Below are 23,337 nucleotides of genomic sequence, written 5' to 3'. Positions count from 1 at the left end.
GGGTCAGGCGCTTTCGGTCGGCGCGGGCCGGATCGAGACGCCGTTGATCCGCCATTCGCCGTCGATCTCCTGCATCAGATAGTCGGCGATGAAGAGCCGGCCCTGCCGATCCTCAAAGATCATCGTTTGCATCAGGCCGCGAGGCGTTTCGGTCAGCGCGCCGGCGCGATAGGTCTTCGGCCGCCAGACCATCGGATAACCGTTGGTGACCATCCGGCTGAAATTCTCCGGGTTGCGGAAAACCCCCTGGATCGTCGGCGAGGCATATTCGAAAGCGCGGTCCCAGTCATCGACCTGCATCGCCTCGATCTGGCTGCGGATCGTTAGCTGGATGCCGGCGGCCTCGTCGGCCGATTGTGCGGAAGCGGGGCCGACAAGCGCGCCGGACGAGAACCCGGCGGCGGCGAAAAGCGTGGCGACGATCACGGCGGTGCGGAACATGGCGCGAAGCATGGCGTCCTCCTTTTCCCGAAGAAAGGATGCGCCGCGAACCGGCAAAGACAAGTGAAAAGGCGCACATTGCGCGCGCAAGCATCATGCGCGCGGACCGCGTTCACGATTTCTTAACCATCCATGTGCCGGATGGCGCGATGGCGCGGCGAGCATTATTCGGCGCAGTGGTGTTTGGCCTTACGCTGGCGATTCTCGGCGGCGGCGACTCCGCTGCGGGCGCGTGGACGCGCGCGGAGGGCGAGGGTTTCGCGTCGCAGACCGTGCGCTATTACTCGACCGAACCGAATACATCGGCGGATGTGGACTACGCTCGGGCCTCGCTCGGCCTCTACGCGGAATACGGGGTCACGGAGCGGCTCACGCTCGGTTTCGACGCCGACCAGGGCGGCCGATTGGATGAGGTCGGCTACGGCGCGCAGGACGGGCGGATCGGCGGATTCGCGCGTGTTCTGCTCTGGACAGGCGCGACGGGCGACGTGGTCTCGGCCGAGATCGGCGCCTCGACCCCGCTCTCCGGGGTCGGCGCCGCAACCGCGCCGGGGGTCGACGATTCGGACGAGATCAAGATTCTCGCGCGCTACGGGCGCGGGGTGGAGACGCCGTTCGGATCAGGCTGGACCGAGGGCGCTTTCGGCTTTTCCAGATTTCTCGGGCCGCGGGCGGACGAGTTTCGGCTCGATCTCACATTCGGGGTGCGACCGAGCGAGAATTGGGTCGCGTTGGCGCAGTTCTTCGGTGAGAAGGGGCGGCGGAACGCCGATTTCGGCGGGACGGATTTCGACCTGGGTAAGTTGCAGCTTTCCGTCGGCCGACGGCTCTTCGGCGAGAAGACGTTGCTGGTCGGCTTCGCGCATGACGTAATCACGCGCGGGACCACGCCGGGTTATGAAGTTTCGCTGACGCTTTGGTCGACGTTCTGAGCCGCCAGATCCCCGGCCAGCGCCTTTTCGATCAACGCCGCCGACTCCGCGACCCCGTAGAGCGCGATGAAGCCGCCGAAGCGCGGGCCCTGTTTCGCGCCAAGCAGGACCTCGTAAAGCGCGCCGAACCAGCCGCGAAGCGGGTCGAACCCAGCCTCGTTGCCGATCGCGTAGACGAGATCCTGCAGATCGGTCGGGTCGGCCGGGCCGTCCCATGCCTCCAGCCGATTCTTGAGGGCGGTGAGCGCAGCAGCCTCCCGAGCGTCCGGGGCGCGGAATACCCGTGTCGGTTTCACGAAATCCTGATAGTAGCGAACTGCGTGGCCCGCGGCTTCGTCAAGCGCCGGGTTGCTTTCGGGACTGGCTTCGGGCGCGTAGCGCTTGATGAAGCCCCAGAGCGCGTCGCGGTTCTCGGCCCCGGAGACCGACGCGAGATTGAGTAGCATCGAGAAGGAGACCAGCAGCGTGGAGGCGGGCGGGTTTCCCTTGTGGATGTGCCAGACCGGGTTGGCGAGGCGCTGGGCCGCGTCCTGACGCTCATAGGCGGCAAGTTGCTGGTGGTATTCGTCCACCATCCGCGGGATCACATCGAAATGCAGCCGCTTCGCCGCGCGCGGCTTGAGAAACATGAAATAGGCCAGGCTCTCGGTCGAGGCGTATTTCAGCCACTCGTCGATCGAGATGCCATTGCCCTTCGATTTCGAGATCTTCTGTCCGTCGCCGTCAAGGAAAAGTTCATAGACGTAATGCTCCGGCGCCCGCCCGCCGAGCACGCGGCAGATGCCGTCATAGAGTGGCGTGTTTGACTGATGATCCTTGCCGTACATCTCGAAATCGACGTCGAGCGCGGCCCAGCGGGCGCCGAAATCCGGCTTCCACTGGAGCTTCACGTTGCCGCCGGTGACCGGGACGGTCCACTCGCGCCCGTCCTCGTCGTCGAAGACGACGGTTCCCTCTCTTGCGTCGACATGACGGATCGGAACGTAGAGTACGCGGCCGGTTTCGGGATGGATCGGCAGGAAGCACGAATAGGTCTTGCGCCGCTCTTCACGGAGGCTCGCCAGCATGATCTTCATGATCTCGTCATAGCGCTCGGCGCAACGAAGAAGGACGGCGTCGAGCTTGCCGGACTTGTAATATTCGGTGGCCGAGGCGAACTCGTAGTCGAAGCCGAACGCGTCGAGAAAGCGCCGCAGCATCGCGTTATTGTGGTGGCCGAAGCTCTCGTATTCGCCGAACGGGTCAGGGACCGATGTGAGCGGACGCTGAAGGTATTCGCGCAGCATTTCCTGGTTCGGCACGTTGTCCGGCACTTTTCGCATGCCGTCCATGTCGTCCGAAAAACAGATGAGCCGCGTGGGGATATCCGACAGCGTTTCAAAGGCGTTGCGGATCATCGTGGTGCGCGCGACCTCGCCGAAGGTCCCGATATGCGGCAGACCGGAGGGGCCGTAGCCGGTTTCGAACAGCACATGGCCCTTGGCCGGCGGGGCCTTTTCATAGCGTTTGACCAGCCGGCGCGCTTCCTCGAAGGGCCAGGCCCGTGAGGTTTCGGCTGATGCGCGCTGGTCGGTCATCGTGACGGCTCCCTGTCGGACGGACCTGTAAGGTCGGCGCGCCTCTCCTATTGCGGCGCCGAAGAGCGGTCAATAAGTTGCTGGTCCAGTGTCTCAGCCCGGAGCCCGCCAATGTCGACCGTACTCAGTCCTCAGGATGCGCTTGTCGCAGTGATGATCGCAACCTCGGCCGCCGACGAAGTGCAGTCGACCGAGGAACTTCTGACCATCGATCGGATCATCGACGCGCTGCCGGCGTTCAAGGATTACGACAAGGACCGGGTGCGCAGCGTCAACGACATCGTGCGCGATCTCTTCGCCGAAGAGGACGGGATCGACGCGCTTGTGGGGCTTGTGGCGGAAGCGCTGCCCGACAGGTTTCACGAGACCGCCTACGCGCTGGCCTGCGATATCGCCGCCGCCGACGGCAAGGTGAAGCTGACGGAGATGCGGATGCTGGAGATTCTCCGGCATGATCTCGCCGTCGGGCGGCTCGCCTCCGCGGCGATCGAACGTGGCGCGCGCGCGCGCCATCAGTCGTTCTGAGCCGGTTCAGGCGCGGCGTTTCACCAGCCGCTCGCGCCGCGCAATGTAGAGCGCGGCGGCGATGATCACCGCGCCGCCGATCAGCGCGTAGCGATCCGGCGTCTCGTCGAAGATGAAATAGCTGGCGATGGCGATCAGGATCAGCCTTAGATAGGTGAGCGGCGCGAGAACCCCGGCGTCGGCCAATCGGTAGGCTTGGATGTCGCCGATATTGCGCGCCATCGCCGTCACGGTGACCAGGCTGAGCGCGATCCAGCCGGCGGCGCTCCAAGGGAGACTCCAGACCGGTGCGGCGACCGGCGCAGCGACGATGATGGTCATCACCGCGGAGGAGATATAGGCGGCGAAGGCGCCATCGCGGTTCGCCAGCCCGCGCGACGAAAGCAGCGCGAGCGCGAAGAGGACAGATGAGAAGAGTCCGGTCAGCATCGCGAAATGGAAGCCGTCGGCGCCGGGGCGCAGCACGATCAGCACGCCGAGAAAGCCGGCGGCGATCGCCGCGCCGCGCCGCGGGCCGATCCGCTCGCCCTGAAGCGGAATCGACATCAACGCGACGAAGATCGGCGCGGTGAAGAACAGCACGGTCGCCGTCGCCAGCGGAATCTGGGTCATGGTGTAGAAGCCGAACTGGGTGGAGACCCCGATCAGCGCGCCGCGCCAGATGTGAAGTCCGGGCGCCGAGAAACGCAATTGCGTGCGGAGCCGGGGAAAAAACATCAGCGCGACGAGACAGATCGCCAGACCGCCGACCGCGCGGAGGGTGACGATCACGCCGGTCTCGATCTCCTCCGCCGCCCATTTCACAGCCAGCGCCATCACCGTCGAGGTGAGGACCGAAAGCATCAGCCATGAGGCGCCGGCGGCGTTGTCGGTCGCGGCCGATTTCACGGCGGGCGCCGCAAGGTCCGAAGGCGGCAGTGGATCGGGACCGGGGCGGTCGGATTCGTGTGACGGCATCGCGCCCCCTATCCGCCGCGGCGCATCTAAGGTCAAGCGAGGTCGGGAATATCCGGAGGCCGAGCGAGCTAGCCCGAAGACCCCCGGGTGTGTTCGGGCGCGGGTCCGGGACGGCGGCGCTCGTGCGGAGTGGTGAACTGGGTTCGGCCTACTCGTATGTCACGAGTGACCGCGCCGCCGCGCGGTCGAACCCGGCGCTCGCGGAGAGCAGCTGCCTCGTGTAGTCCTCGGCGACGTCGTGCCGGCGGAGCTGCTCGACGGTGAGCGTCTCGACGATTCGGCCCCGGTTCATTACCGCGATCCGGTCACAGAGATGGGCGACCACCGCGAGGTTGTGGCTGACCATCAGGTAGGTCAGGCCGCGCTCACGCTGGAGCCGCTTCAGGAGGTTGAGAATTTCCGCCTGCACCGAGACATCGAGCGCCGATGTCGGCTCGTCGAGCAGCAGGATTTCCGGCTCCAGAATCATCGCGCGGGCGATTGCGACGCGCTGGCGCTGCCCGCCCGAAATCTGGTGCGGATAGCGAAAGCGCAGTTCGACTCCGAGACCGACCTCCTCAAGCGCCTTGAGAATGCGGGGTTCATGCCGATCAAGCCCGTGAATCTCCAGCGGTTCACTGAGAATGGCGTTTATGGTATGGCGCGGATGGAGGGAACCGAAAGGGTCCTGAAACACCATCTGCATGCGCCGCGCGGCGGCGCGGTCGCGCCGATGACCGAGCACCGCGCCGTCGATCTCGATCGACCCGGTCCAGCCCGGCAGCAGCCGGGCGATGGCGCGGAGCACTGTCGATTTACCCGATCCGCTTTCCCCGACCAGCCCGAAGGCCGCGCCCCGGGCCACATCGAGCGAGACGCCGCGAACGGCGCGCACCTCGGCGCGGCCGTGGCCGAAGATCACGTCGAGATTATCGACCCGGATCATCGGCTTCTCATTCATCGAGCCAGGCCGGGTCGCGGGTCAGCATCGGCAGCATATCCTCGGGCCGGTCAAGCTCCGGCGCGCAGTTCAGAAGACCCCTCGTATAGGGATGGCGCGCCTCCTTGAGTCGCCCCGCCTCCAGCACCTCCATCACCCGCCCCCCATACATCACCAGCACCCGGTCGCAGAAAGACGCCACGAGGTTGAGATCATGGCTGATCAGGATGAGACCCATGCCGCGCTCGCGCACCATGTCGTCGAGAAGCGCCAGCACCTGCATCTGCACGGTGACGTCGAGCGCCGAGGTCGGCTCGTCGGCGATGATGATGTCCGGACTCGGGATCAGCATCATGGCGATCATCACCCGTTGGCCCATGCCGCCCGAAACCTCGTGCGGATAGAGGTCGAAGACCTTCTCCGGCTCCCTGATCTGCACCGTTTCCAGCATCTCCAGCGTCTTTGCGCGGGCTTCGCGCCGCGTAGCGTCGGAATGGATCAGGAACGCCTCGGCGATCTGGTCGCCCACCGTCATCACCGGGTTCAGCGAATAGCGCGGGTCCTGCATGATCATCGAGATGCGGGCGCCGCGGATTGCGCGCATCTGGCGTTCGGAGGCCGCCAGCAGATCAATTCCGTCAAACTCCATGCGCCGGGCGCGAATCCGCCCGCTCCGCGCCGAGAGCCGTATCAGCGCGCGCCCGGTCTGCGACTTGCCGGAGCCGGATTCGCCGACGATTCCCAGCCGCTCGCGCCCGAGTTCGAACGAGACGCCGCGCACCGCCTCGACCGGGCCGCGGGGCGTGGCGAAGGTGACGCGGAGGTCCTCGACTGTCAGCAACGTGCTCATTGATCCGCGCTCTTCGGGTCGAGTACGTCGCGAAGGCCGTCGCCGAGCAGGCAGAACCCGAGACTGACGATCAGAATGGCGATGCCCGGCACCGTCGGCACCCACCATTGATCCAGCAGGAGCTGGCGTCCGTTGGAGATCATCGCGCCCCATTCTGGGGTCGGCGGCTGCGCGCCGAGCCCGAGAAAGCCGAGCCCGGCTGCGGTCAGGATGATCCCCGCCATGTCGAGCGTCAGCCGGACGATCACCGAGGCGAGACAAAGCGGCGTGATATGGCGCAGGAGAATGCGGAAGGTCGAGGCGCCCTGCGCCTGCGCCGCCATGATGAAATCCGCCTTTCGGATGGTCAGCACCTCGGCCCGCGCGATCCGCGCATAGGGCGACCAGGTGGTGAGCGCGATCGCCAGCACCGCATTTTCCAGGCTGGCGCCGAGCGCAGCCACCAGCGCCAGCGCAAGGATGAGTCGCGGAAAGGCGAGGAAGATATCGGTGATGCGCATCAGCACATTGTCCACCCAGCCGCCCAGATAGCCGGCGATCACGCCGATCGCCAGGCCGATCGGCACGACGATGACGGCGACCAGCCCGACGATGTAAAGCGTGATGCGTGAGCCCCAGATGATCCGGTCGAAGATATCGCGCCCGAGTTGATCGGTGCCGAACCAGTGCTCCGCGCTGGCCGGCTGAAGACGGTTGGATAGCTCCGGCGACAGCCCGTCGCTGGCGGTGATCCAGGGCGCGAATATCGCGACCAGCACGAGCCCCACGATGATGATCAGCCCCGCCATCGCGATCGGGTTGGTCCGGAAGGCGAGCCAGCCGATATAGGTCCGCTGGCAACGCGCCTGCCAGGCCGATTGCGGCGTCGGCGAGAGGAGCCATGCGCGAAGGCCCCTCCGCGCCGCCGGGCCGGGGTCGAGGTCCACCGGCGCGCTCATGCCCGCGCCCGCGGATCGACGAGTTTGTAGAGGATGTCGGAGAACATGTTGATGGCCACGAAACAGGTCCCGACCGCGATCGTGCCGCCGAGAACGGCGTTCATGTCCGCGTTGAAGAGCGAGGTGGTGATGTATTGCCCGATCCCGGGCCAGGAAAACACCGTCTCGGTCAGCACCGAACCTTCGAGGAGCGACGCGTAGGTCAGCCCGATGATGGTGATGAGCTGGACGAGGACATTGCGAAAGGCGTGCCGCCATATCACCGTGTGTTCGCGCGCGCCTTTCACCCGCGCGGTCAGCACATATTCCTGGTTGAGCTGGTCGAGCATGAAGCTGCGCGTCATCCGCGCCACATAGGCCAGCGCGAAGGCGCCGAGCACCGAAGCTGGCAGGACCAGATGCGAGAACGCGTTGCGGAAAATTTCCCATTCCCCCGCCATCGCGCTGTCGATCAGGATCACCCCGGTGACGCTTTCGACGATGCCGTCGTAGAAGACGTCGAGCCGGCCCGGTCCGCCGACCCAGCCGAGATTGCCGTAAAAGATCAGCAGCCCGACCATGCCGAGCCAGAAGACCGGCACCGAATAGCCGATCAGACCGAAGACCCGCACCGCGTGATCGATCGGCCGGCCCTGGTTCACCGCCGCCCAGACTCCCATCGGCACGCCGATGAAAACCCCGAGTAGCGTGGCGATGGTGGCCAGCTCGAGCGTCGCGGGGAAGAACCTCAGCACATCCTCCAGCACTGGCCGCGACGTCATGATGGAGCGGCCCAGATCGCCGTTCGCAAGCTCGCCGAGATAGCGGAAATACTGCTCGTAGATCAGCTTATCGAGGCCCATCTCGAGATAGACCCGCTCATAGGCGGCTTGCGACGCGCGGTCGCCGACCACCGCCAGCACCGGATCGGTCGGCATCACCCGGCCGATGGTGAACGTGACCGCGGTCAGCCCAATGAAGGTGAGAATGAGCGTCGCCAACCCGTTGGCGAGCGCCCGCGCCGCGCCTCTCGCTCGCCCCCGGCTCCTGGTGCGCCCCGCGGTCATCCGCGGGGCGCCCGGCGTCGCCCGCCCCGTCGCCGGGGCGGCTGTTTCCTGAGCGTCCGTCACTCCTTGGTGATGTTCCGGTAGAAGACCAGATCGAAGGTCGCGCCGGAGACGTAGCCCTTCACATTGTCCCGTATCACGGCCTGCTCGGTCTGCTGGAACATGATCACATAAGGCGACTGCATCTGCAGTTTCTTCTGGATCTCGTGATAGAGTTCCTCACGGGTGTCCGGATCCGCCTCATTCCGCGCCTGGACGACCAGCGCGTTCATCGCCTCGTCCGCCCAGGCGTTCCGCCAGGCGAGGACGCCGGTGAGCTTCGCTTCGAGCCGGTTGTCGGGATTGTGGGCGAAGGCGTCGAGATTCGAATGCGGGTCGACATAGTCGGGCGACCACTGCGCGAGGATCAGCTCATGCTTCCTCGCCCGGTACATCGGCCAGAGCGTCTTGCCCTCGGCGGTGGTGATTTCCGCCTTGATGCCCGCGTCGGCTAGCGTCGCTTGTACGGACTGCGCGATCTCCGGGTAGGGGCTGTCGGTCAGCGTGTCGAGCCGGATTTCGAATCCGTCCGGATAGCCCGCCTCGGCGAGCAGGGCCTTGGCCTTCTCGACGTCGAGATAGAATGGCGTCTCGTTGTAAGCCCCCAGAGGCCCTCCGGCCAAGCGGCTTGGTGCACCTGGAACTGCCCTTTCAGAAAACTCGCCGCCATGCCCTGATAATCGACGAGATAGCGCAGCGCCTCCCCGACTTTTGGGTTGCCGAGGATCGGATGATCCGCGTTCGCCGCCAGGTAGATCAGCGCCGCCTTGGGGTCGGCCTGCACTGTCATTCCTTCTTCGCTCGCGATGCCTTCGATCTGGTCCGGCGTCAGGTTGCGGGCGATGTCGACATCGCCGTTCTCGACCAGCAGGCGCTGCGCGGATGGTTCGGGCACATGACGGACGATCACCCGCTTCATCGCCGGCGCGCCGTGACGGTAGTCGGGGTTCGCCGTCATGGAGATCAACTCGTTCGCCTTCCATGCGTTGAGGACGAAAGGCCCGGAGCCGGCGCTATGCGTCTTCAGCCAGTCATAGCCCATGTCGCCATCGACCTCGTGCGCCATGACCTCCTTCTTGTCCACGATCGACGCGACGCCGGCGGAAAGCGCGTTCAGGACCAGCGCCGGCGAGAATTCCTCGGTGATGGTGATCTTCGCCTTGTCGCCTTCGACGGTGACGAGATCATCCACGTTCTCGGGCGTCCAGCCGAACTGGGTGAAAATGAAGGATGGCGTCTTGCTTAGCTTTACGACGCGGCGAAGCGAAAAGACGACGTCGTCGGCCGTCACCGGGTTGCCGGAAGCGAAGACCTGGTCCGGTCTTATGGTGAAGGTGATGGTCTTGCCGTCCTCGCCAACCTCCCAGCTCTCGGCGACGCCGCCGACCAGCGTGGTCAGATCCTCGGGCTCGAACATCATCAGCCTGTCATAGAGATTGGCGATGATCTCTCCGCCGGAAAACTCGAACACCTCGGCCGGGTCGAGCGTGATGATGTCGGCGAAGTCCTTCGCCATGACGAAGGTGTCTTTCGGTGTTTCGGCCTGGGCGGGGGCGCCGAGCGCGAGCGCGGCGAGCGCTGCGGTCAGCCCCGCGAGAATGCGCGCGAAAAGTTGCCTCATGGTTTGATTCTCCTCTGTCGGTTCGGGCGCGAATCAACGCGCCGCCATGGAGGCGGCTCAGGTCGCCTCTCGTTGATCTCCGCAATTCGTCACCCATTCGGTCGGGCGAGTCCACAAAATCTTGCACGCGCCGGCCCCAGATGAATCCGCGCCATCAGGGCCAGTGCGGCGCATTCGGGACGATCGCGCAATTTGTCACGCGGATCGCGTCATAGTTCTGACGCAGACGTTGCGATACACTCCCGGAATCGTGTTCAATTTTAGGAGCGTGACTCAATGAGTTTTCTGAAACGATATGTCGCAGCGTTGGTGGTGGTGTCCGCCGGCGCCGCCTTCGCGCAGGAGGCGGAGAAGCCGAACATCCTCGTGATCTGGGGCGACGATATTGGCCAGACCAACATCTCGGCCTACAGCTTCGGGCTGATGGGCTATGAGACGCCGAACATCGACCGCATCGCCAGTGACGGGGTCAAGTTCACCGATTACTACGCCGAGCAAAGCTGCACCGCCGGCCGGTCGACCTTCATCACCGGTCAGTCGACTCTGCGCACGGGCCTCTCCAAGGTCGGCCTGCCGGGCGCCGATGTGGGCCTGCGCGACGACGACGTGACCATCGCCTCCGCGCTCAAGGATCTCGGCTACGCCACGGGCCAGTTCGGCAAGAACCACCTCGGCGACAAGGACGAATTCCTGCCGACCAATCACGGCTTCGACGAGTTCTTCGGCAATCTTTACCACCTCAACGCCGAGGAAGAGCCGGAGAATTTCAACTATCCGCAGGGTGCCGAGTTCCGCGAGAATTTCGGTCCGCGTGGCGTTATCAAATCCTCCGCCGACGGCGACATCGAAGACACCGGACCGCTGACCAAGAAGCGGATGGAGACGGTGGACGAGGAAACCTCCGCCGCCGCCATCGACTTCATGAAGCGGCAGGTGGAGCAGGGCAAGCCGTTCTTCACGTGGATGAACACCACGCGTATGCACTTCCGCACCCATGTGAAGGATGAGAACCGCAGCGAGCCGGGCCTGACCGCGCGGACCGAATATGCGGACGGCATGGTGGAGCATGACGCGATCGTCGGCCAGATCCTCGACGCCGTGGACGAGATGGGTATCGCCGACAACACCATCGTCATCTATTCGACCGATAACGGCCCGCACCAGAACTCCTGGCCGGATGCTGGCACCACGCCATTCCGAAGCGAGAAGAACACCAACTGGGAGGGCGCCTTCCGCGTGCCCGCGATGATCCGCTGGCCCGGCCATATCGAGCCCGGCACGGTCAAGACCGGCATGTTCTCCGGCCTCGACTGGTTCCCGACACTGGTCGCCGCCGCTGGCGACGCGGAGATCAAGGATAAACTGCTCGAGGGGGCCACAATCGACGGCAAGGACTACAAGGTCCATCTCGACGGCTACAACCAGCTTCCCTACCTGACCGGTGAAAGCGACGAGACCGCCCGCAAGGAGTTCTTCTACTTCAACGATGACGGCGCCATTGTGGGCCTTCGTTACGAGAACTGGAAGTTCGTGTTCCAGGAGCAGCGCGCGAAGGGCACTCTGAACATCTGGGCCGAGCCGTTCACGCCGCTGCGCATTCCCAAGATCTTCGATCTGCGCTCCGATCCTTATGAGCGGGCCGACCGGACGTCGAACACCTATTACGACTGGCTGCTCGACCGCGCCTTCCTGCTGACGCCGGCTCAGGTCGAGGTGGCGAGGTTCTTCTCGACTTTCGAGGAGTATCCGCCCTCGCAGAAGGCGGCGAGCTTCTCGGTGGATCAGATCCAGGAGCAGCTTGAAAATACGCTCAGCGGCATGGCCCAGTAGCCAGCGGTCTGTACCGCCTCTCCGACCGCCCCGTCGCTTTCGTCGGGGCGGTCACTCTGCGAATGACAGTGTATGGAGACGATCATGCGCGCTCTGCTCGCGTCTATGGCTATCGCCACGCTCGCCGTTCCGGCGCTTGCGGACCCGCTTCCCTCCTGGACGGATGGCGATGCGAAAAGTCGGATCATCGAATTCGTCGAAGCCGTCACCACGCAGGGCGGCGACGATTACGTCATCGCTGATGACAGGATTGCGGTCTTCGACAATGACGGCACGCTCTGGGCCGAGCAGCCAGTCTACTTCCAGGCGCTCTACGCGCTCGACCGGCTGAAGGAAAAGGCGAAGGCCGATCCCTCGATCCTGACCTCCGACACGCTGAAGGCCGCCGCCGCCGGCGACATGAAGGGCGCGATGGCGGGCGGCGAGAAGGGGCTGCTCGAAATCCTCGACGTCTCTCACAGCGGCTCCTCGGTCGAAGACTTCAAGGCCGATGTGCGCGACTGGCTCGCCAACACCAGGCATCCGACGACCGGCCGCGCCTATACCGACATGACCTACCAGCCGATGCTTGAGCTTCTGACCTATCTGCGCGACGAGGGCTTCTCGACATATATCGTTTCGGGCGGCGGCATCCGTTTCATCCGCGCCTTCGCGGAAAAGGCATACGGCATTCCCCCTCAACAGGTCGTCGGCTCGGCCGGCAAGCTGAGCTACAAGGTCGTTGACGGAAACCCCGCTGTCATGATGGACGGCCAGATCGCCTTCGTCGACGACAAGGAAGGCAAGCCCGTCGGCATCGACACGCATATCGGCAAGCGCCCGATTTTCGCCGCCGGCAATTCGGACGGCGATTTCCAGATGCTGGAATACACCATGGCGGGCGATGGCCCGCGCTTCGGAATGCTTGTCCACCACACCGACGCCGACCGCGAATTCGCCTATGACCGCAAGGGTCATGTCGGCGTTCTCTCGAAAGGACTGGACGAGGCCGAGCAACGCGGCTGGCTGCTCGTCGACATGGCGAAGGACTGGCGCCGCGTCTGGTCGAGCGCGGAATGAGCGCCCGCGACGAGATCGAGACCCTGCGCGCGCGCATGGGCGAGGCCATCATCGGCCAGCGCGACGTGATCGACCGGCTGGTGATCGGGCTTCTCGCCAATGGCAACCTCCTGATCGAGGGGATGCCCGGCCTCGCCAAGACCCGCTCGATCAAGGCGCTGGCGCAGAACATGGAGGCGGAATTCAGCCGCATCCAGTTCACGCCGGATCTTCTACCTTCGGACGTGACGGGAACCGAGGTCTATTACCAGGCAGGTGAAAACTCGGAATTCCGGTTCGAGCCCGGCTCCATCTTCGCCAATATCGTGCTGGCGGACGAGATCAACCGCGCCCCGGCCAAGGTTCAGTCCGCGCTGCTTGAGGCGATGGAGGAACGGCAGGTCACCGTTGCGGGCAAGACCCATCCGATGGAGCCGCTCTTCATGGTGATGGCGACCTAGAACCCGGTGGAGCAGGAAGGCACCTATCCGCTGCCCGAAGCGCAAATGGACCGGCTCCTGATGCATGTGTTGATCGACTATCCGCCGGTGGAGGATGAGGTTGACGTGATTCGGCTGGTTCGGGGCGAGGAAATCGCCGCCCTCGACCAGGCGACCGGCGGCGTGGCGAATGAAAAACCAGCGCCGATCCCCCAGGCGGCGATCTTCGAGGCGCGGCGCGAGATCGGGGCGATCTACGTCGCCGACGCCATGGAGCGCTACATGGCGGATCTCGTGGACGCGACCCGTAACCCCGGCGACTTCGGCGACGACCTGATACGCTGGATCGAACTCGCCGCCAGCCCGCGCGCCTCGCTCGCGCTCGATAAATGCGGGCGAACCCACGCCTGGCTCGCGGGGCGCGACTATGTCGACCCGGAGGACGTGCGCGCCATCGTCCCTGACGTGATGCGTCACCCGCTTGGCCTGACATTCGAGGCGCAGGGCGAAGGCGTCACCCCGGACAAGGTCGTGGCGGAGCTTGTCCGGCAGGTGGCGCTGAGCTGAGGACCGGGTGGTGAGAGACAGGGCCGCGCTCGCCAGAGCCGGGATCGGGGAAGCGCCCACGCCCGTGGGGGAGAGCGATCCGCGCGTCGGCGTCACGTTGGGGCATCTGAGGTCGCTGGAGGGCCGCGCGCGCCGGATCAGCTTTTTGCCGAGGCAACCCGCGCGGAGCGTCCTGAACGGGCGTCACGCCTCCAAGTTGCGCGGGCGCGGCCTCAATTTCGAGGAATTGCGCGACTATCTGCCCTCCGACGACGTGCGGGCGATCGACTGGAAAGTGACCGCGCGAACCGGCAAGCCTCATATCCGGGTCTTCACCGAGGAGCGCGACCGTCCGGCGCTGATCGTCGTCGATCAACGCATGTCGATGTTCTTCGGCTCCGTTCTCAACATGAAATCGGTGACCGCCGCGGAGGCCGCCGCGCTCGCCGCTTTTCGCATCTTCGATCATGGCGACCGTGTCGGCGGCATCGTCTTCGGCGACCGGAACATCGCCGCGATCAGGCCGCGCCGGAGCCGCATGGCGCTGACCGGGTTTCTGACCGCGCTTGCGGATGCGAATAAGTTACTTTCGGCCGAGACGCCGGCGGTTGAGCCGATGCCGCTCAACCGGGTTCTGCAATCGGTCGCGCGGATCGCGAAGCGTGATCACCTCGTGCTTATCTTCAGCGATTTCGACGGGATCGACGAGACGACCCACCGGCTTGTCTCCGGGCTTCCGCGGCATAACGATCTTGTGCTTGGTCTCGTCTCCGACCCATACGCGCGGGCGCTGCCGCAGGACCTGCGCGTCGTCGTCTCGGATGGTGAATTGCAGGCCGAGATCGACACTGGCGAGGTGGAGATCCACCGGTGGCTGGCGGACATGGCGGAGGGTCGGATCGGAGAGATCCTCGACTGGCGCCGGCGCTTCGGCGTGCCGGTGCTGCCGCTGACGAGGGCGGAGGAAAGCGTGCCGCAAATTCGCCGGCTGATGGGGCTGGCGGAGGGGCGGCGGTGAGAGACAAAGAGGCCCCGCAGTCCCTCCTTGAACTGCTCGACAAACTGGTGGAGGCGCCGGAGCCGACGCCGGTTTCATGGGCGCCGCAGACCTGGGGCTGGGCGGCGCTTGCGCTGATCCTGCTCGCGCTCGCGGCCTGGGCCGTCTGGCGCGCCGTCGCCTGCTATCGCGCCAACGCCTATCGCCGCGCGGCGCTGGCCGAGCTTGACCGCGCCGGGGACGATCCCGCCCTGATCGCCGAGATCCTGCGGCGCACCGCGCTCAAAGCCTATCCGCGCACGGATGTCGCTTCCCTCACCGGCGAGCGGTGGCTGAGGTTTCTCGATGCGCATGCGAAGGCGGGCGGCTTTGCTGGCGGGGCGGGGGGCGCCATCGTCGAGGCGCCCTATCGGCCGGTTTCGCCGACGCCCGGCCTCGCCGCGCTGGCCCGGCGCTGGATCAGAACGCACAGGGCGGCGGGCCGCGCATGATCGCCCTTGCTTTTCCCTGGGCGCTTCTCCTGCTGCCGCTTCCTCTGCTCGTCTGGCGTTTTGCGCCGCCCCATCGCGAGCGTGTGCCGGCGCTGTGCTTCCCATTCCTCCGGCGCATCATGGAGACGGCAGGCGCCGAGCCCGGCTCGGGATTGATCGTCATACGCCGCTCCCGGCTCCTGATGATCGCGGCGATCCTCGTCTGGGCGCTGATCGTCCTCGCCGCCGCGCGGCCGGAGCGGATCGGCGAGCCGGTCGAAGTCACCCGCGCCGCGCGCGACGTGATCCTTTCCATCGACATCTCCGGCTCGATGGACGCGAAGGATTTCAAGATGCCGGACGGAGAAAAACGCCAGCGGCTGGCGGCGGTGCGCGATGTCATCACCGAATTCGTCGCCACGCGGGAAGGGGACCGCGTGGCGCTCATCGTCTTCGGCTCCAAGGCATATGTGCAGGCGCCGCTGACCGAGGACTTGCGGACGATCACTGACCTTCTGGCGCAGACCGAGGTCGGCATGGCCGGGCCACACACCGCGCTTGGCGACGCGATCGGCCTCGCCATCCGCACTTTCGAGAGCAGCGATATCGAGCAGCGCCTACTGATCCTTCTTTCCGACAGCGCAGACACCGCCAGCCGAATGAACGTCGTCAACGCCGCCGAGATCGCGCGCGGCGAGGGGGTGGAGATCTACACCATCGGCGTTGGCGACCCGGACGCTTCGGGCGAAGATCGCGTGGATATTTCGGCGCTCGAAGATATCGCCAAGCGCACCGGCGGTGAATATTTCTACGCCGCCGATCAGGCCGCGCTCGAGGGCGTCTATTCGCGCGCTCGACCGGCGGCTCAACTCCGCCTATCGGAAAGCGCTGGCGGCGGAGGGGACGCAGCCCTGGGACGACCGGGGCTGGATGCTCGCCTGGCCGGCGCTGGCGTTCGGTCTCCTCTGGTTCCGGCGTGGCTGAACCATGCGCTGGGCGCTCGCGTTTTTCATTGGCGCGGCGGTCGCGCCGCCGGACGCCGCGCGGGCCGGCGGCGTCGCCGACGCCGTCACCGGCTGGTTCCTGACGCCGGATCAGCAGGGCCGTCTCGCCTATGAGCGGAAGGATTATGAGCGCGCGGCGGAACTGTTCGCCAATCAGGAATGGTGCGCGAGGGCGCTCTATCGCGATGGCCAATACGAGAAATCCGCTGAGGTCTACGGCCGGGTCGAAACTGCCGCCGCCGCGTTTGCGGAGGGGCTGGCCCATATCAAGGCCCGGCGCTACCGCGATGGCGCACGCGCCTTTGAGACTGCGATGAAACGCGACCCCGACTATCCGGGCGCGGCCGAAAATCTCGCTACGGCGCAGGAGATCGTCGCTTATGTCGAAACGGCGCGCGCGCAGTCCGACACTGGCGAGGAGCGGGGGATCGGCGCCGACGACGTCGTCCTCGACAACGAGGCGAATCGCGGAGCCGAAACCGATATGGACGCGGGGTCGAGCGAGGACGGTAAGCTTCTGACCGCCGAGCAGTGGATGAATACGGTGGACACGAGGACCGCGGACTTCCTGCGTCAGAGATTCGCGACCGAGGCGGTGGAACGCAAATGAGACAGTGGATCGCCGTGCTCCTGATATTCACGCTTTTCGCGCCGGTCGCCGTCGGGCAGGGCGCGGCGAAGCCGAAACTGGATGTGGAGTTCGAGGAGACGGAAGCGGCGCCCGGCCAGTTCCTGACGCTGCGTTTCACCGTGCTCGTTCCCACATGGCTTCCGAAGCCGGTCGAGTTTCCTTCGCTCGAGACGCCGAATATTCGCGTCCGGCTGCCGGAGAAATCGACCACCGCGATCAGCAAGCCGATCGATGGCGAAACCTGGTCCGGGGTGAGCCGGCGCTATCTGATCGCGCCGCTGGTTCCCGGGTCGTTCACCATTCCGCCGCAGGAGTTGAAGGTCACCTACGCCGACTCTGGCGGCGGCCCGATCACCGAGGTGATGCGGACCGAGGCGATCACATTCGCGGGGACCGTGCTCGAAGGGGCGGAGGGGCTGGACCCGTTTATCGCCGCCGAGGCGTTGACTCTGGAGCAGAAACTGGAGGGCGAGCCGGAGGACATGGCGCCGGGCGCCAGCGTCAGACTCGAGGTGACCGCGCATATCGAGGGCGTCTCGCCGATGGTTCTGCCGCGTCTCATCCCACCGACCGACCTGCCGGGCGTCGCGGTCTATCCGGAGGAGCCGGTCGTCACCGAGGCGGACGAACGCGGCGCCCTTTCGGGCGAGCGTAAGGAAACCGTGACGCTGATGGCGGAAAGCGGCGGGTCCGGGCGCATGCCGGATGTCGAGCTTCGCTGGTTCAGCTTGAAAACCAAGAAGGTCGAGACAGCGAAGATCGATGGCTTTGGCGTCAGTGTCGAAGCACCGCCCGGGAGCGCCGGAATCGCTGGCCGGAGCTACCGGCCGTTCGTTATCGCACTCATCACGATCGTAGCGTTCGGGCTTGCGTTCCGCTGGGGCGGGCCGCGGTTGCGCGTGCTCGTCTCCGAACGCCGCCGCATGAGTCTCGCCAGCGAAGGCTGGGCGGATGAAGCGCTTCTGCGCGCAGTGCGCCAGCGTGACCTGAGCGCAACCTACGCGGCCCTTGGCGAGTGGGCCGCGCGCAAGTCGGACGTCGATCCGTGGCGCGCTCCGGCTGTCGAGCGCGCGCTCGCCGGAATCGGCGCGGCCCATTTCGGGCCGACCGCTCCCCACGATGAAGAGAAAAGCTGGATCGGCCTGGAAGAGGCGCTCGCGGTCTTGCGAAGGGATCCCGATGGAGCGTCCCGCGCTCTGTCGGCGCTTCCGCCACTAAATCGGCGGGCGCGTGGCGTTCCCGCGGTTCGGGAGTAGCGTTCCGGAACGCGTTCCACGATTCGTACGATCGATCGGCTCGACGGTATTGGCCGCCGCCGCCGGACACGCCCGTGATGGTGGAATATCTCCCGGGGTTGAAGCGTTCCGGGGCGGTGTCGACGGGCTGTGCGAAGTGAACGCGCTCGCCGCCTGACGACGAGCGTCGTGCGCGGCGCCAGTCAAAAGCAGAGCGAGCGCCCCCCTGTTCCATTCCTTGGATCTGGCGCGTGAGAGCGATGCGTTGGGACGCGCACCCGCCCGAGCACGCCGGACAAGCTGCTGGCGCCCCGGGACATTGGCGCTTGAAAGATGTCGAGAGTTTCGCTCTTCAGATCGATCATGGTGCGGTCGAGAAGACTCGAACTTCCACGGGAGTTACCCCACAGCGACCTCAACGCTGCGCGTCTACCAATTCCGCCACGACCGCAATTCATGACAGCGCGCGGGAGATAGCACCGGCTTCCTGTCATGTGAAGGGGCGAAATGCGTCTTTCGACTTGCCGGACGCCGCCTGCGCGCCTTACTTCGCGCCATGGTCGAATGGCGGATCAGCAACGGACCGGTGGGCTACCGGGTGGCTCTCGCCTGGCAGGAGGCGAGGGTGGCGGCGATTCATGCCGGCGAGGCCCCGGAATGCGTTTGGCTCCTTGAGCATCCGCCGTTGATCACGGCGGGAACCAGCGCGCGAGAGGCGGATCTTCTCGTTCCCGACCGATTTCCGGTGCACCGGACCGGTCGCGGCGGCGAGTTCACCTATCATGGACCGGGTCAGCGCGTCGCCTACGCCATGCTCGATGTCGGCGCTCGTGGGCGGGACGTTCGCGCCTATGTCCATGATCTTGAGGAATGGGTGATCCGCGCCATCGGCGAATTCGGCGTGAAGGGCGAGCGGCGGGCCGGCCGCGTCGGCGTCTGGGTGGTCAGACCGGAACGCCCGCTGGGGCCGAGTGGCGCGCCGGCGGAGGCGAAGATCGCGGCGATCGGGGTGCGGCTCCGGCGCTGGGTCGCCTTTCACGGCGTCGCGCTGAATGTCGAGCCGGATCTTTCGCATTACGACGCCATCGTGCCCTGCGGCGTGCGCGAGCATGGCGTCACCAGCCTCGTCGATCTTGGTGTTCCGGTCGACATGGCCGCCGTCGATCTGGCGCTCAGGCGCGCTTTCGCGTCGGTCTTCGGCGAAGACGCGCGGGGGGCGGATCAGGCGTAGGAGACCACCTCGAACTCGATCCCGTCGCCGTCGTGAAAATAGAAGCGCCGTCCGGGCTCATAATCCTGAACCGATCCGGGACTGAATCCCTCCGTCGCCGCCAGTTCGCGGATCGAGTCGAGATCGTCGACTGTGACGGCGATATGGTTCAGGCCGCCGCGCGTGCGCTGGCTTTCACCCGTCGCGCTCACCGCCTCGCGCGATTGCGCGCCCTTGCCGCGATAGAGGGCGAGATAGCTGCGCTCGCCGCCGACATGGACGGTATAGCCGCCATCCTTCGAAGCTCCCGTCCAGCGGACGCGCCAGCCGAAGAGCCGGCTCAGCCGGCGCGCGGTTTCGTCCGGATCCGACACAGTCACATTGGCGTGCTCAAGCGTGGTTTCGGCCATCGTCAGTCTCCTGATTCGCGTTGACTGACTCATCGATAACTACTAAAGTTAACTTTAGGTCAAGATATAGGAAGCCGAAGATGACGATCTCTGACGCCGTCATGCCGATCGGGCGGCTCGCGTCGCGCACCGGACTCGCAGTCTCGGCGATCCGTTATTACGAGACGCAGGGACTGGTCAGCCCGTCGCGCGGGCCGGGCGGTCAGCGGCGATTTCGTCGGTCCGACATCCGGCGGCTTTCCTTCGTGCTGATCGCGCAGAAATTCGGATTCACCATCAGCCGCATACGCGATCTACTGGCGACGCTTCCGGATGAACGCGCGCCGGACGAAGACGACTGGACGCGGATCGCGGAAATGTTCCGCGCCGATCTTGACGCGCGGATCGAGACCCTGACGAAGCTGCGCGACAATCTCGACAGCTGCATCGGCTGCGGTTGCCTCTCGCTGAAGAAATGCGCGCTCTACAATCCCGGCGACCGGGCGCGGCGCGGGGGAGAGGGCCCGCGCTATCTGATGGGCGACAGGCCGATACCCGTGGGCGCGGCCGCGCCCGATGTCTGAGAATGGCCCGCCCGGCGGCGTTGAAACTGTCGGAGGCCGCGGAAGCGCCGCTTCGCCGCATGCTGCGGCGATCAATCAGGTTGAGGGCCGCCGCCATTCCCGATACATCGGTCAAGCAATACGTCAAGAGCTGACGACCCAAGCACCTGTCTGGGAGAGACGAAATGGCTGACGCCGCGGCGCATGATTCGCACGACCACCATCCGGGTTTTTTCACACGGTGGTTCATGTCGACGAATCACAAGGATATCGGGATTCTGTATTTATTCGCGGCTTCGTTTCTCGGCGTCGTCTCGGTCGGGTTCACGATGTTCATGCGCCTCGAGTTGATGGATCCTGGCGTCCAGTACATGTGTCTCGAGGGGCTGGCCGCTGCGGAATGCACGCCGGACGGGCATCTGTGGAACGTGCTGGTCACCGGTCACGGCATCCTGATGATGTTCTTCGTGGTGATTCCGCTGCTTTTCGGAGGCTTCGGCAACTATTTCATGCCGCTGATGATCGGTGCGCCTGACATGGCGTTTCCGCGGCTGAATAACCTGTCATTCTGGCTGTTCCTTGCGGGGGCGTCTCTCGCGGTGCTGTCGATGGTCGTGCCGGGCGGCGATGGCGGACTTGGCGCCGGCGTCGGCTGGGTGCTCTACGCGCCGCTCTCGACGCATGAGCAGGGCTTCTCGATGGACCTGATCATCTTCGCCGTCCACCTTTCGGGCGCCTCGTCGATCCTCGGCGCGATCAACATGATCACCACTTTCCTCAACATGCGCGCCCCTGGCATGACGCTGTTCAAGGTGCCGCTCTTCGCCTGGTCGATCCTGGTCACCGCGCTGATGATCCTCTTCGCGCTCCCGGTTCTCGCCGGCGCGATCACAATGCTGCTGACCGACCGCAACTTCGGCACCACGTTCTTCGACGCCGCCGGCGGCGGCGATCCGGTGCTCTATCAGCACATCCTCTGGTTCTTCGGCCATCCAGAGGTGTATATCGTGATCCTGCCGGCCTTCGGCATCATCTCCCATGTCATCGCGACCTTCGCCAAGAAGCCGATCTTCGGATATCTCGGCATGGTCTGGGCGCTGATCGCGATCAGCGGGCTCGGTTTCGTCGTCTGGGCGCATCACATGTACACCGTCGGCATGAGCGCGCACACGCAGGCCTATTTCATGCTCGCGTCGATGACGATCGCTGTGCCGACGGGCATCAAGGTCTTCTCATGGATCGCGACGATGTGGGGCGGCTCGATCGAGTTCAAGACGCCGATGCTCTTCGCGATGGGCTTCCTCTTCCTCTTCACCATCGGCGGCGTCACCGGCGTCATCCTCGCCAACGCCGGGGTCGACCGGGCCTATCACGATACCTATTACGTGGTGGCGCATTTCCACTACGTGATGAGCCTCGGAGCTATTTTCGGCATCTTCGCCGGGATCTACTACTGGATCGGCAAGATGTCGGGGCGGCAATATCCCGAATGGGCGGGCAAGCTGCATTTCTGGATGATGTTCATCGGCGCGAACATCACCTTTTTCCCGCAGCACTTCCTGGGCCGGCAGGGAATGCCGCGGCGCTACATCGACTATCCCGAGCAGTTCGGGCTCTGGAACCATATATCCTCCTACGGCGCGTTCATTACGGGGATCTCGCTGCTCTTTTTCCTCTGGGTCGTCTGGCACACGCTCACCAAGGGCGAGAAGGTCACCGAGCGCGCCTATTGGGGCGACCACGCCGAGACGCTGGAATGGACCCTGTCCAACCCGCCGCCGGCGCACACGTTCGAGACCCTGCCGACGCGCGAGATGTGGGACAAGGCGCACCACTGACGGGAGCATCGCGCCCGATGGCGGATGAACCGATACTGTCCGACGCGGCCGGCGGGGAACCGCCGGCCGCGTCTGCGTTCAATTGGGGCGGCGGACCGACGAAGGATCCGTTTGAACGTGTCGATCCGCCGGTATGGGCGGTGACGCTCTGGCCGCACCGTTCGCTCAGCCGGCGGGGCTTTCGTTGGCTGATGGCGCTTTCGGCGGCGGCGTTCGCGCTGCCGCTGCTCGCCCTCTCCGCCACGCCCGCCGCGCTGGCGTTGGCGCCCTATGCCGGGATAGCGCTATTGGCGCTCTGGGGCTTCATGAAGCTCAGCTACCGGAGCGGACGAGTGACGGAGGAGCTAAGGCTCTGGCCCGACGCCATCGCCGTGGAGCGCCGCGAACCCTGGGGACGGGTCAGACGCTGGGCGGCGAATCCATACTGGGTGGACATCGATCTGACGGAGACCAGGAACGTCGAACACTACCTGACGTTGCGCGGGGCGGGAAGGCGAATCGAGCTCGGCGCATTCCTGACCCCCGAGGAGAGAATGGAGCTGGCGACCGAATTGCGGGCCCGGATCGCAGGGCTGCATCGGGCGGTCTGACTCGCGCCGGTTCGCTTGGCAGGACCAGGCGCGCCTGCCATAACGTCGCTCATGAGCCCGATTTCGCTCTCCCATCGCCGCGCGCAGCCGATCACCGTAGCGGTGATCGACAAGAATCCGCTCGTGCGGCGCGGCCTGGACCAGATACTGCGTGAGGACGGCAGGTTCGATCTCGTGATGTCGGCCGCGGATGGCGAAGCATTCCTGGCCGATTACGCCGCGCGCGGGGTGGCGGCGCCGGTGGACGTCGCCGTCTCCGGCTGGGTGATGGCGCGGGGTGGCGGCGGGAAAAGCCTGTTGCAGCGAATTTCGGCGATGGCGAACCCGCCGAAAGTTGTGATCTACACCGGCGATCTGTCGGACATGGCGCTGCGCGCCGCGATTCGGGAGGGCGCCGCAGGCTTGGTGCACAAGTCGGAGCAACCGGAGCGTCTCCTGCAGGCGATCGCGGCCGCCGCCAATGGCGGGCGCGATTTTCCCGCCGCCGCCCGTCGTCAGCCGCCAATGGCCGCGTTGACGAAACGTGAGCGGGAATTGCTGGCCGCGCTCGCCGACGGCGCGACCAATAACCGGCTGGCCGAGGATCTCGGCGTCAGCGTCAACACCGTGAAGTTCCATCTGCGCAATCTCTACGAGAAGCTGGACGTGCGAAACCGGGCGCAGGCCGTGGCGATATTCCTTTCCGAGTAGGCCGCCGCGTCAACCGTTCCG

General features: G+C 65.3%; 21 protein-coding genes, 1 tRNA gene and 2 pseudogenes. 14 read left to right on the top strand and 10 right to left on the bottom strand.

Features of this window, described 5'->3' with window-relative positions; all coding sequences use genetic code 11:
• Window positions 1-3: 3 nt before the first annotated feature.
• Window positions 4-453, bottom strand: coding sequence for a DUF4864 domain-containing protein (locus tag G5B40_RS08915; protein ID WP_246209771.1), 450 nt, complete (start codon window positions 451-453; stop codon window positions 4-6).
• A gap of 137 nt (window positions 454-590) precedes the next feature.
• On the opposite strand from G5B40_RS08915, the gene G5B40_RS08910 reads away from it, so the two are divergent.
• Window positions 591-1,373 (top strand): hypothetical protein, encoded by a 783-nt coding sequence (locus G5B40_RS08910; protein WP_165097659.1) that lies wholly within the window; start codon window positions 591-593, stop codon window positions 1,371-1,373.
• On the opposite strand, the gene G5B40_RS08905 is transcribed toward G5B40_RS08910, so the two are convergent.
• Entirely contained in the window at window positions 1,337-2,950 is a 1,614-nt protein-coding gene (locus G5B40_RS08905) for a lysine--tRNA ligase (protein ID WP_165097657.1), read from the bottom strand. The genes G5B40_RS08910 and G5B40_RS08905 overlap by 37 nt on opposite strands.
• Window positions 2,951-3,061: 111 nt before the next feature.
• Between G5B40_RS08905 and G5B40_RS08900 the strand changes: the two genes are divergently transcribed.
• Window positions 3,062-3,475 carry a tellurite resistance TerB family protein gene (locus tag G5B40_RS08900; protein ID WP_165097655.1) on the top strand — a complete coding sequence of 138 codons (414 nt, stop codon included), beginning with the start codon at window positions 3,062-3,064 and terminating at the stop codon, window positions 3,473-3,475.
• 6 nt (window positions 3,476-3,481) lie between these two features.
• On the opposite strand, the gene G5B40_RS08895 is transcribed toward G5B40_RS08900, so the two are convergent.
• The 6 genes and pseudogenes from G5B40_RS08895 to G5B40_RS08870 form a co-directional block, all read right to left on the bottom strand.
• Window positions 3,482-4,432 carry a DMT family transporter gene (locus G5B40_RS08895; RefSeq protein WP_165097653.1) on the bottom strand — a complete coding sequence of 317 codons (951 nt, stop codon included), beginning with the start codon at window positions 4,430-4,432 and terminating at the stop codon, window positions 3,482-3,484.
• A gap of 148 nt (window positions 4,433-4,580) precedes the next feature.
• Window positions 4,581-5,357 carry an ABC transporter ATP-binding protein gene (locus G5B40_RS08890; RefSeq protein ID WP_211907434.1) on the bottom strand — a complete coding sequence of 259 codons (777 nt, stop codon included), beginning with the start codon at window positions 5,355-5,357 and terminating at the stop codon, window positions 4,581-4,583.
• 7 nt (window positions 5,358-5,364) lie between these two features.
• A complete protein-coding gene (locus tag G5B40_RS08885) occupies window positions 5,365-6,201 on the bottom strand; it encodes an ABC transporter ATP-binding protein (RefSeq protein ID WP_165097648.1) in 837 nt (278 codons plus the stop codon).
• The gene (nikC, locus tag G5B40_RS08880; RefSeq protein ID WP_165097646.1) at window positions 6,198-7,139 is read right to left on the bottom strand and encodes a nickel transporter permease; all 942 of its coding nucleotides are present in this window, start codon (window positions 7,137-7,139) and stop codon (window positions 6,198-6,200) included. Before nikC ends, G5B40_RS08885 begins: the two co-directional genes overlap by 4 nt.
• Window positions 7,136-8,185, bottom strand: a complete 1,050-nt coding sequence (locus tag G5B40_RS08875; protein WP_165097644.1) for an ABC transporter permease — start codon at window positions 8,183-8,185, stop codon at window positions 7,136-7,138. The genes nikC and G5B40_RS08875 overlap by 4 nt, the downstream gene beginning before the upstream one ends.
• A gap of 59 nt (window positions 8,186-8,244) precedes the next feature.
• Window positions 8,245-9,641 (bottom strand): annotated as a pseudogene (locus G5B40_RS08870) (ABC transporter substrate-binding protein).
• A gap of 480 nt (window positions 9,642-10,121) precedes the next feature.
• On the opposite strand from G5B40_RS08870, the gene G5B40_RS08865 reads away from it, so the two are divergent.
• From G5B40_RS08865 to G5B40_RS08835, 7 genes and pseudogenes are all read left to right on the top strand, one after another.
• Window positions 10,122-11,675 (top strand): arylsulfatase, encoded by a 1,554-nt coding sequence (locus G5B40_RS08865; RefSeq protein ID WP_165097642.1) that lies wholly within the window; start codon window positions 10,122-10,124, stop codon window positions 11,673-11,675.
• An 84-nt stretch (window positions 11,676-11,759) separates the two neighbouring features.
• The gene (locus G5B40_RS08860) at window positions 11,760-12,734 is read left to right on the top strand and encodes an HAD family hydrolase (protein WP_165097640.1); all 975 of its coding nucleotides are present in this window, start codon (window positions 11,760-11,762) and stop codon (window positions 12,732-12,734) included.
• Window positions 12,731-13,720 (top strand): annotated as a pseudogene (locus G5B40_RS08855) (AAA family ATPase). Before G5B40_RS08860 ends, G5B40_RS08855 begins: the two are co-directional and overlap by 4 nt.
• Window positions 13,721-13,730: 10 nt before the next feature.
• Window positions 13,731-14,717, top strand: a complete 987-nt coding sequence (locus tag G5B40_RS08850) for a DUF58 domain-containing protein (RefSeq protein WP_246209770.1) — start codon at window positions 13,731-13,733, stop codon at window positions 14,715-14,717.
• Window positions 14,714-15,187: a DUF4381 domain-containing protein gene (locus tag G5B40_RS08845; RefSeq protein ID WP_165097638.1), complete on the top strand. Its 474-nt coding sequence runs from the start codon at window positions 14,714-14,716 to the stop codon at window positions 15,185-15,187. The genes G5B40_RS08850 and G5B40_RS08845 overlap by 4 nt, the downstream gene beginning before the upstream one ends.
• Window positions 15,184-16,284 carry a VWA domain-containing protein gene (locus G5B40_RS08840; protein WP_165097636.1) on the top strand — a complete coding sequence of 367 codons (1,101 nt, stop codon included), beginning with the start codon at window positions 15,184-15,186 and terminating at the stop codon, window positions 16,282-16,284. Before G5B40_RS08845 ends, G5B40_RS08840 begins: the two co-directional genes overlap by 4 nt.
• A 492-nt stretch (window positions 16,285-16,776) precedes the next feature.
• On the top strand, window positions 16,777-18,057 hold the full coding sequence (locus G5B40_RS08835; protein ID WP_165097634.1) for a BatD family protein: 1,281 nt from the start codon (window positions 16,777-16,779) through the stop codon (window positions 18,055-18,057).
• 343 nt (window positions 18,058-18,400) lie between these two features.
• On the opposite strand, the gene G5B40_RS08830 is transcribed toward G5B40_RS08835, so the two are convergent.
• A tRNA-Leu gene (locus G5B40_RS08830) sits at window positions 18,401-18,487 on the bottom strand.
• 105 nt (window positions 18,488-18,592) lie between these two features.
• Here G5B40_RS08830 and lipB point away from each other — a divergent pair.
• Window positions 18,593-19,267 (top strand): lipoyl(octanoyl) transferase LipB, encoded by a 675-nt coding sequence (lipB, locus tag G5B40_RS08825; RefSeq protein ID WP_165097631.1) that lies wholly within the window; start codon window positions 18,593-18,595, stop codon window positions 19,265-19,267.
• On the opposite strand, the gene G5B40_RS08820 is transcribed toward lipB, so the two are convergent.
• A complete protein-coding gene (locus G5B40_RS08820; protein WP_165097629.1) occupies window positions 19,258-19,656 on the bottom strand; it encodes a VOC family protein in 399 nt (132 codons plus the stop codon). The two genes, lipB and G5B40_RS08820, sit on opposite strands and share 10 nt — an antisense overlap.
• An 80-nt stretch (window positions 19,657-19,736) precedes the next feature.
• On the opposite strand from G5B40_RS08820, the gene soxR reads away from it, so the two are divergent.
• The 4 genes from soxR to G5B40_RS08800 all read left to right on the top strand — a co-directional run bounded on the left by soxR (window position 19,737) and on the right by G5B40_RS08800 (window position 23,316).
• Entirely contained in the window at window positions 19,737-20,219 is a 483-nt protein-coding gene (soxR, locus tag G5B40_RS08815) for a redox-sensitive transcriptional activator SoxR (RefSeq protein WP_165097627.1), read from the top strand.
• A gap of 164 nt (window positions 20,220-20,383) precedes the next feature.
• Entirely contained in the window at window positions 20,384-22,036 is a 1,653-nt protein-coding gene (gene ctaD / locus G5B40_RS08810) for a cytochrome c oxidase subunit I (protein WP_165097624.1), read from the top strand.
• A 17-nt stretch (window positions 22,037-22,053) separates the two neighbouring features.
• On the top strand, window positions 22,054-22,626 hold the full coding sequence (locus G5B40_RS08805) for a DUF2244 domain-containing protein (protein WP_165097622.1): 573 nt from the start codon (window positions 22,054-22,056) through the stop codon (window positions 22,624-22,626).
• Between the two features lie 51 nt (window positions 22,627-22,677).
• The gene (locus G5B40_RS08800; protein WP_165097619.1) at window positions 22,678-23,316 is read left to right on the top strand and encodes a response regulator transcription factor; all 639 of its coding nucleotides are present in this window, start codon (window positions 22,678-22,680) and stop codon (window positions 23,314-23,316) included.
• Window positions 23,317-23,337 lie beyond the last annotated feature (21 nt).

The sequence above is a fragment of the Pikeienuella piscinae genome (assembly GCF_011044155.1).
Taxonomy (GTDB): Bacteria; Pseudomonadota; Alphaproteobacteria; order Rhodobacterales; family Rhodobacteraceae; genus Pikeienuella; species Pikeienuella piscinae.
Note: the sequence above shows the minus strand (reverse complement) of the source record. Positions and strands in the feature narration are given on the sequence as shown.

Bases quoted from the DNA above. Each gene is read 5' to 3' on its own strand.
- ctaD (WP_165097624.1), top strand. From the start codon at position 20,384: ATGGCTGACGCCGCGGCGCATGATTCGCACGACCACCATCCGGGTTTT.
- G5B40_RS08875 (WP_165097644.1), bottom strand. From the start codon at position 8,185: ATGACCGCGGGGCGCACCAGGAGCCGGGGGCGAGCGAGAGGCGCGGCG.
- G5B40_RS08805 (WP_165097622.1), top strand. From the start codon at position 22,054: ATGGCGGATGAACCGATACTGTCCGACGCGGCCGGCGGGGAACCGCCG.
- nikC (WP_165097646.1), bottom strand. From the start codon at position 7,139: ATGAGCGCGCCGGTGGACCTCGACCCCGGCCCGGCGGCGCGGAGGGGC.
- G5B40_RS08885 (WP_165097648.1), bottom strand. From the start codon at position 6,201: ATGAGCACGTTGCTGACAGTCGAGGACCTCCGCGTCACCTTCGCCACG.
- soxR (WP_165097627.1), top strand. From the start codon at position 19,737: ATGACGATCTCTGACGCCGTCATGCCGATCGGGCGGCTCGCGTCGCGC.
- G5B40_RS08840 (WP_165097636.1), top strand. From the start codon at position 15,184: ATGATCGCCCTTGCTTTTCCCTGGGCGCTTCTCCTGCTGCCGCTTCCT.
- G5B40_RS08915 (WP_246209771.1), bottom strand. From the start codon at position 453: ATGCTTCGCGCCATGTTCCGCACCGCCGTGATCGTCGCCACGCTTTTC.
- G5B40_RS08820 (WP_165097629.1), bottom strand. From the start codon at position 19,656: ATGGCCGAAACCACGCTTGAGCACGCCAATGTGACTGTGTCGGATCCG.
- lipB (WP_165097631.1), top strand. From the start codon at position 18,593: ATGGTCGAATGGCGGATCAGCAACGGACCGGTGGGCTACCGGGTGGCT.
- G5B40_RS08905 (WP_165097657.1), bottom strand. From the start codon at position 2,950: ATGACCGACCAGCGCGCATCAGCCGAAACCTCACGGGCCTGGCCCTTC.
- G5B40_RS08800 (WP_165097619.1), top strand. From the start codon at position 22,678: ATGAGCCCGATTTCGCTCTCCCATCGCCGCGCGCAGCCGATCACCGTA.
- G5B40_RS08890 (WP_211907434.1), bottom strand. From the start codon at position 5,357: ATGATCCGGGTCGATAATCTCGACGTGATCTTCGGCCACGGCCGCGCC.
- G5B40_RS08835 (WP_165097634.1), top strand. From the start codon at position 16,777: ATGAGACAGTGGATCGCCGTGCTCCTGATATTCACGCTTTTCGCGCCG.
- G5B40_RS08900 (WP_165097655.1), top strand. From the start codon at position 3,062: ATGTCGACCGTACTCAGTCCTCAGGATGCGCTTGTCGCAGTGATGATC.
- G5B40_RS08865 (WP_165097642.1), top strand. From the start codon at position 10,122: ATGAGTTTTCTGAAACGATATGTCGCAGCGTTGGTGGTGGTGTCCGCC.
- G5B40_RS08895 (WP_165097653.1), bottom strand. From the start codon at position 4,432: ATGCCGTCACACGAATCCGACCGCCCCGGTCCCGATCCACTGCCGCCT.
- G5B40_RS08910 (WP_165097659.1), top strand. From the start codon at position 591: ATGGCGCGGCGAGCATTATTCGGCGCAGTGGTGTTTGGCCTTACGCTG.
- G5B40_RS08860 (WP_165097640.1), top strand. From the start codon at position 11,760: ATGCGCGCTCTGCTCGCGTCTATGGCTATCGCCACGCTCGCCGTTCCG.